Here is a 7226-nt window from a genome sequence, read left to right on the forward strand (position 1 = left end):
GCCCGGCCTTCGCTCCGGCCTCTTCAGGACGGGTTCGTCTCGGTGATACGGGGCGTGGAAGCGGCCTTCCCGTCGACCGCCGGCGGCTTCATCGGGTTCGCGCCGCGCTGCAGCGCGTGGAGGATCGCCAGCCCCTGACCGACGACGCCCGCCGCCATCTCGTTGACACCGTTGGTGCCGTTGAGGACGGTGAGCTCGGCGCCGGACATCCCCCGGGCGGCGGCGTCGGCCAGGGCGGGCAGGTTCTCCACGATGCGGTTGGCGGCGATGAGCTCCTGGTTGCCGTCACGCAGCGAGGCGGCGCGCGCGCTGTTGGCGTCGGCCTGGGCCTGGGCGAGGGTCCGCTCGGTGTACGCGTTGCCGTCGGCCTCGAACTTCACCCGGTCACGGGCCGCCTCCGCCAGGGTGCGCTGCCGGTAGGCCTCGGCGTCCGCCGGGCGCCGGACCTCCGCCTCCAGCCGTTGCGCGGCCAGCGAGGCCTGCCGCTCGGCGAGTGCGGTCTGCTCCTCGATGACCTCCTGCGAGGCCCTGGCCTGGGCGAGCGGCCCGGCCTGGGCGGCGCGGGCGTTGTACTGCTCGGTCTCGGCGAGGAAGCCGGCCCGCTTGATCGCGGTGTCGCGTTCGTACTCCGCCTTGAGTGCGGCGGCCTGCTGCTCGCGCTGGCTGGCCTCCTGGTCGGCCTTGGCCTCGGCGATCCGGGCCTGGCTGGCGACCGCGGCGGCGTGCGGGGCCGCGAGGTTCTTGATGTAGCCGGTGGCGTCGTCGATCTCCTGGATCTGGAGGGCGTCCACGACGATGCCGAGCTTCTCCATCTCGCCGTGGCTGCCCGCGATGACCTCCTGGGAGACCCGGTTGCGCTCGCGGATGATCTGCTCCACGGTCAGTCCGCCGACGATGGAACGCAGGTGACCGGCGAAGATCCGCCCGACGAGCTCCTCCATCTGCTCCTGCTCGGTCAGGAAACGGCGGGCCGCGTTGGCGATGGACACGGCGTCGTCGCCGACCTTGAAGACGGCCACGGCCCGGACGTTGAGGCGGATGCCCTGCTGGGTCACGCAGTCCTCGGTGATCTCCGCCTCGCGCAGTGCCAGGGAGAGCATGCGCGCCTTCTGCTTCACCGGAAGCACGAAGCTGCCGTGCCCGGTGACGATCCGGAACTGGGTGTCCAGGGCGTGTCCCTTGGAACCGGATATGAGCATCGCCTCGTTGGGGGCGGGAACGTGCCAGAAGAACATCGGAAGACTCCTGCCGTACGTCCTGCTTCTGTCCTGCTTCCATGAGTACGTCGCTGCTTCGGCTCAGGACGGCAGGCGTTCCACGATCACGCCGCGCGCCGAGACCGAGTCGACGACAACGACGCGCACGTCCCTGTCGATCGACGTCGCCGACCATGCGGTGTAGGCCTCGGACCCGCCCCGTACGGCCACCAGTACTTCGCCCGGCCCATCGGGCGGAATCGGCACGGTCACGCGGCCGATCGCCCCGACCGGGCTGCGGGCGGACTCATCTGCCCTGTGCATGCACCACCGCCTCGATATTTCCACGGTACTCCGAACCAACCATCACAGAAGGGCCCATAACAGCCTGGAACAACAACAAGCGGGCGCACATATGTGGTGATATGACTGATCTACCAGCCACCCGCCGCCGCGATGAACTCGCGCCGACCGAGGAGCTATCCGTGGACGACTACTCGCTGCTCGATCTCTTCTGGACCATGCTCTGGTTCTTCCTCTGGGTCTTGTGGCTGTTCCTGCTGTTCAAGGTCATCACGGACATCTTCCGCAGCCATGACCTCGGCGGCTGGGGCAAGGCGGGCTGGCTGATCGTGACGCTGGTGCTGCCGTACATCGGCGTCCTGGTGTACGTGATCGTGCGCGGCAAGTCCATGAGCAAGCGGGACATCAGGGAGGCCCAGGAACGCGACGCCGCCTTCAAGGCGTACGTGCGCGATGCCGCCGGCACGGGCGGCGGCGACGCCCTGAAGAAGGGCAGCCACGTCGACGATCTGGCGAAGCTCGCCGACCTCAAGGACCGGGGCGCCATCACGGACGAGGAGTACCAGCGGGCGAAGACGAAGCTCCTCGTCTGACCCGCCCCGTCCGGCCCGGCCGCACGTGGCGCGTATCCCCCTCCCCGCCCGGTCCGGCGAACTGGCAGGGCGCCAGGAGCACGAGGAGGCTTGAGGCATCAGCCACGGCAGGAGGCCGTGCGGGGTGCGGCCCCATCCCGGAGCGCGAGGAGATGGCCCGGCCATGAACAGCACCACGCTCGAAGACCTGGACGCGATGCGGACCGCGCTGCGCGGGCCCGTCATCGGCCCGCGGGACCCGGAGTACCGCCGGGCCCGCACGGTCTACAACGCCATGATCGACAGACGTCCGGCGGCGGTGGTGCGCTGCTCCGACACGGCGGACGTCATGGCAGCGGTCGATTTCGTCCGGGACGAAGGTCTCGCGCTCTCGGTCCGCGGCGGCGGGCACAGCGGCGCGGGCCTGTGCCTGGTGGACGACGGCGTCACCATCGACCTCTCGCCGATGCGCTGGGCGCACATCGACCCCGGCGCGCGGACCGCCACGGTCGGCGGCGGCACCACCCTCGGCGACCTCGACCACGCCGCCCACGCGTTCCGGCTGGCCACACCCTCCGGAATCCTGTCGTCCACCGGCGTCGGCGGCCTCACCCTGGGCGGCGGCCACGGCTACCTCACCCGCAGATACGGCCTGACCATCGACAATCTGCTGGCCGCGGAGGTGGTCCTGGCGAACGGCACCACGGTGACGGCCGACGGCACCAGCCACCCCGACCTGTTCTGGGCGCTGCGCGGCGGCGGCGGGAACTTCGGCGTCGTCACCTCCTTCACCTTCCGGCTGCACCCGGTGGACACCGTGGGCGTCGCCATCACCCTCTGGCCGGTCGACCGGATCAAGGACGTACTGCGCTGGTACCGCGACTTCCTGCCGCAGGCCCCCGAGGAGCTGAACGGCTTCTTCGCCGCGCTCACCGTGCCGCCCGGTCCGCCGTTCCCGGAGGAGATCCACGGCCAGAAGACGTGCGGTGTGGTGTGGTGCTGGACGGGCGACCCCGAACGCCTCGAAACCACCCTGAAGCCCGTCGAGGACCCCGGCCCGCCCGCCTTCCACTTCACGGCTCCGATGCCCTACACCGCCCTGCAGTCCATGTTCGACGAACTGCTCCCCGCCGGTCTCCAGTGGTACTGGCGCGGCAACTTCTTCGACCGGATCACCGACGACGCCATCGACATACACGCGAAGTACGCCGAAAACCTCCCCACCGCCCTGTCGACCGCGCACCTGTACCCGGTCGACGGGGCCGCCCACCGGCCGGGCCCGGACGACACGGCCTGGGCCTACCGGGACGCGGTCTGGTCCGGCATCATCGCGGGCATCGACCCGGACCCGGACAACGCCGAGAGGCTCAGGCAGTGGTGCGTCGACTACTGGGAGGAGCTGCACCCGCACTCCATGGGCGGTACGTACGTGAACTTCATCGGCGCGGGCGAGACCCCGGACCGGGTGCGCGCCACCTACCGCGACCACTACGACCGCCTCGCGACCGTCAAGCGGACCTACGACCCGCACAACTTCTTCCATGCCAACCAGAACATCGAGCCGGCCGCCTGACCGGCCCGTACAAGGCGGTCCGCAGGAAGAACACCCCAGCCGGTGACACCCCAGGACCCCGGCGTCACCCGCGTCCCCCGTACGGATGCCGCCGGTCCGTCGCGAAAACGACGAACGCCCCGACCGGGCAGAACCGGTCGGGGCGTTGTCGTGCGGATCGCGGAGGCGGACTCCGCCTTCGCCAGGCGTAGGCCGTGTGGGACTCGAACCCACAACCAACGGATTAAAAGTCCGCTGCTCTGCCAATTGAGCTAACGGCCCTCGGCGAATCACCCCTGAGCATAGCCCGCCGAGGCCCGGCAGCCGATCGGGTATCGGATTCCGGGCCCCGGCACGGTGAATTCCCGGTCCGTCAGAGGGATTCGTCCGGGGTGATCGTGCCCTTGTGATCCGGTTTGAGGAACAGTGTCTCGCCGGCGCCGGCCACCAGGTCGCCGCGGAGCCCAGGACCACCAGCACCGCGACGGACGCGTAGTTGAACGTCTCCGCGGTCGGGCGTGGCCAGGGTGCGAGTCCTGGACAGTGTGATGCCCGTGCAGGCCCGGTGGGAGCCGTTCGCGTCGTCGGTGCAGTGGAGCGGGATGAGCCACGAGGGGACCGTGGTGGCCGCCCGTGCCTGCGGCGCGGAACCCAGCAGTCCGGCGAGCACGGCGTCGGCCGCGGTCAGGGTGGTGAGCGCCCGTACCGGGAATCCGCCGCGCATCAGAAGACCCCCTTGTAGCCCTGCCAGCCGGTGGCGATCTTCGTGCGCGAGCCGAACGAGCCCTTGCCGTTGCCGTTGTTGCGGAAGAGGTTGCCCGAGCTGTCCCGTTCGACGAGGTCGGCCTTCCCGTCACCGGTGATGTCGCCCACCCCGACGATGGTGTTGTACGAGGTGCCCCATGCGCCGAACACCTTCACGCGCTCCTTCAGCTTTCCGCTCGCGGTGCCGTCGTAGCGGTAGAGCGTGCCGTCCTTGGCGTGGGCCAGCACATCGCCGTACCCGTCGCCGTTGAGATCACCGGCGCCCACGACCTTCGTGTAGCCGGTCCAGGACGAGCGGATCTTCACCCCGGCCTTCAGCTTGCCGTGGCCGTCATCGGCGAAGAGGTGGACATCGCTGGTCGACGACTTGCGCGCGAGCAGATCGGGGCGGCCGTCGCCGGTGATATCGCCGGGCACGGTCAGGACGTTGTACGCGTTCCACCCCGTGCCCAGCGAGGTGTGGCTGCTGTTCGGCGTGTACGGGGAGCCGCACTTCCCGGCGTACCGGCGCAGTTCTCCGTTCGGCATCCGCACGAGCATCTCGGCGCACCGGTCGCTGCCCATGTCCCCGAACGGGACCGCCACCGTGCCCTTGGGCCAGCCGGCGCCGGAGCGCTTCCAGTCGAACTTCCCCTTGCCCTCGGTGTAGTGCAGGGTCAGCTCGCCGGCCGAGTTGAGCGTGACCAGCTCGCCGAAGTCGTGGCCGCCCTGGTCGTGGTGGCCCTGGAGGCCGCCGGAGACCGCGATCTTCCCGCTGGTGGTGTACGTGCCGCCGCCCTCGGCCGCCCTGGCGGTCAGCGTCCAGGTGTGGATCTCGTTGGCGGCGAGGGTGCCGGTGTCCGTCCTGCCGTCCCAGTTGACCTCGACCTCGGCGCCGGGGCCGCCGGAAAGGGTGCGGATCGTGCGCCCACGGATGTCCTTGACCACGAAGGTCCAGGTCGCGGGCGAGTTGAGCTGCCAGGTGCTGTCCCACCTCTGGCCGCCGCTGCCGTCCTTGAGGTCGATGTAGGCGTTGGCGAGGTCCGACTCGATCTTCGCCAGCGGCTGCGCGGGCACCCCGCTCGGCACGATCCGGATCGCCTTGTCCGGGCCGACGTACGCGATGTCGCCGCCGAACTTGTCCACGGCCCAGGTCAGCCGGCGCTGGTCGGCGGTGTTGCCCGCGGGCAGGTCCGCGATCTCCCGGGGCGGTGCGGCCGTCCCGGTGCGGAAGTCGGTGAGCACCAGCTTCCCGGCGGTGCGGTCGTGCCGGACGAGATAGCCGTCGCCGACGAGCGCGGCGCCGGACGGCACGGTGAAGCTCTTCTTCGCCGTGCGGTCGTACACCCCTGCGGCACCGCCCGTGCCGCAGTTCCAGTAGATCCAGCGGCCGACGGTCTGGAGTTCCTTGATCACGCAGGGCGCTCCGGTTGCGGCGGTGACGACGACCTTCTTCTGTTCGAGGTCGGTCGCGGTGATCGCTCCGGTGGTGGAACCCGCCGTCCACAGCGCCGATCCCCATACCGAGGCGGCAGTGGCGGTACGCGTCATCCGGACGTTCATCGAGCGGTACTGGGAGGCGACGTCGACGTACTGCTTGCCGGTCGATGCCGCTTCGTAGACGAAGTAGCGTCCCGTGGCGTCCACGAACCGGCCGCCCGTCATGGCGGGTTCGTATCCGAAGTGGGTGTTCGCCGTCGTCCAGATCTGGGTGCGTTCCTGGCCGTTGTCGGCGAAGAAGTGGCCCAGATGGCCGTTGCCGGTGGCGCGCATCGGCACGCACTCCCCGGCGTCGCACGGAACGCGCTTGGCCCGGGCGCCGGTCGCGAAGACACCGGCGTACCCCATGGAGGTGCGGTCGCCCACCGTCGCCCCGTCCGGACCGATCTGCCGCGCGTAGAAGAACTCCTCGCCGCTCGGCGCGAGTTCCACGGTGTTCAGTACTCCACCGGCGAAGTCGATCCCCCAGACACCGTCCGTCGCGATGGGCGTCGGCAGGTCCGCGGCACCGGCGCTCTGCATCGTGCCGAGGCCGGTGGCGACCACGGTGAGTGCGGCCAGGGCGGCAATACGACGCCGGGCGCCACGACCACGTGGAGAAGCAAGGCGAGCCAAAAGGGTCAGTCCTCCCCGGAATGCCCGAAGGCATGAAGGCATGAAGGGCACAGGTGATCAACGGCGGCCCGCCGCAAAGGAATCACGCAAAGCTCGCAAAGCCCCCCGGCCCCGCCCCTGTGCAAGTGGCCGGATGGTAGCAGCGGTCACTCGTATGGGGGAAGTGAAAAGAAAAGCGGGCCCGCTCGTGAAGAGCGGGCCCGCTTTCAGCAGACCTTTCGGCGGACCTTCAGCAGGTCCTCACCGCATTCAGCCGTTGCGCTTCCAGCGCGGCTTGTCGTCGCGGCGGCCGAAGGAACCGGTGTTGGAGCCGGAGCCCCGGTGGTCGTCGCGGCGGCCGGTCGGGCGGTCGCCGCCGGAGCGGTAGCCGCCGGAGGGGCGGTCGTCACGACGGTCGCGGTTGTACGGCCGGTCGCTGCCGCCGGAGCGGAAGCCGCCCGACGGACGGTCGTCACGACGGTCCCGGTTGAACGACGGACGGTCGTTGTCACGGCGGTCGAAGGAGCGGCCACCCCGGTCGTCCCGGCGGTCGTTGGAGCGGAAGCCGCCCGAGGGACGGTCGTCCCGGCGGTCACGGTTGAACGACGGACGGTCGTTGTCGCGGCGGAAACCACCGGACGGACGGTCGTCACGACGCTGGAAACCACCACGGTCGTCCCGGCGGTCACGGTTGAACGACGGACGGTCGTTGTCGCGGCGGAAACCACCGGACGGACGGTCGTCACGACGCTGGAAACCACCACG

At 70.0% G+C, this 7226-nt stretch carries 6 protein-coding genes, 1 tRNA gene and 1 pseudogene; 2 read left to right on the forward strand and 6 right to left on the reverse strand.

What is annotated here, in order from left to right; all coding sequences use genetic code 11:
* Nucleotides 1-23: 23 nt before the first annotated feature.
* The gene (locus ACWCQ6_RS18225) at nucleotides 24-1235 is read right to left on the reverse strand and encodes an SPFH domain-containing protein (protein WP_451090294.1); all 1212 of its coding nucleotides are present in this window, start codon (nucleotides 1233-1235) and stop codon (nucleotides 24-26) included.
* Nucleotides 1236-1298: 63 nt separating this feature from the next.
* Nucleotides 1299-1520, reverse strand: a complete 222-nt coding sequence (locus ACWCQ6_RS18230) for a hypothetical protein (protein ID WP_406013943.1) — start codon at nucleotides 1518-1520, stop codon at nucleotides 1299-1301.
* Nucleotides 1521-1681: 161 nt separating this feature from the next.
* Here ACWCQ6_RS18230 and ACWCQ6_RS18235 point away from each other — a divergent pair, with 161 nt between their 5' ends.
* Both ACWCQ6_RS18235 and ACWCQ6_RS18240 read left to right on the forward strand, forming a co-directional pair.
* A complete protein-coding gene (locus ACWCQ6_RS18235; protein WP_451090365.1) occupies nucleotides 1682-2092 on the forward strand; it encodes an SHOCT domain-containing protein in 411 nt (136 codons plus the stop codon).
* Between the two features lie 163 nt (nucleotides 2093-2255).
* A complete protein-coding gene (locus tag ACWCQ6_RS18240; protein ID WP_451090297.1) occupies nucleotides 2256-3644 on the forward strand; it encodes an FAD-binding oxidoreductase in 1389 nt (462 codons plus the stop codon).
* A gap of 188 nt (nucleotides 3645-3832) precedes the next feature.
* Here the strand turns inward: ACWCQ6_RS18240 and ACWCQ6_RS18245 are convergent.
* From ACWCQ6_RS18245 to ACWCQ6_RS18260, 4 genes and pseudogenes are all read right to left on the reverse strand, one after another.
* Nucleotides 3833-3905: transfer RNA gene (locus tag ACWCQ6_RS18245), tRNA-Lys, on the reverse strand.
* Nucleotides 3906-3996: 91 nt separating this feature from the next.
* The gene (locus tag ACWCQ6_RS18250) at nucleotides 3997-4347 is read right to left on the reverse strand and encodes a hypothetical protein (RefSeq protein WP_451090299.1); all 351 of its coding nucleotides are present in this window, start codon (nucleotides 4345-4347) and stop codon (nucleotides 3997-3999) included.
* On the reverse strand, nucleotides 4347-6482 hold the full coding sequence (locus ACWCQ6_RS18255; protein WP_451090301.1) for an FG-GAP-like repeat-containing protein: 2136 nt from the start codon (nucleotides 6480-6482) through the stop codon (nucleotides 4347-4349). The genes ACWCQ6_RS18250 and ACWCQ6_RS18255 overlap by 1 nt, the downstream gene beginning before the upstream one ends.
* Before the next feature lie 249 nt (nucleotides 6483-6731).
* Nucleotides 6732-7226: pseudogene (locus ACWCQ6_RS18260) on the reverse strand (DEAD/DEAH box helicase); the annotation flags it as partial.

Source organism: Streptomyces sp. NPDC001880 (assembly GCF_053594575.1).

Bases quoted from the DNA above. Each gene is read 5' to 3' on its own strand.
- ACWCQ6_RS18225 (WP_451090294.1), bottom strand. From the start codon at position 1,235: ATGTTCTTCTGGCACGTTCCCGCCCCCAACGAGGCGATGCTCATATCC.
- ACWCQ6_RS18250 (WP_451090299.1), bottom strand. From the start codon at position 4,347: ATGCGCGGCGGATTCCCGGTACGGGCGCTCACCACCCTGACCGCGGCC.
- ACWCQ6_RS18240 (WP_451090297.1), top strand. From the start codon at position 2,256: ATGAACAGCACCACGCTCGAAGACCTGGACGCGATGCGGACCGCGCTG.
- ACWCQ6_RS18230 (WP_406013943.1), bottom strand. From the start codon at position 1,520: ATGCACAGGGCAGATGAGTCCGCCCGCAGCCCGGTCGGGGCGATCGGC.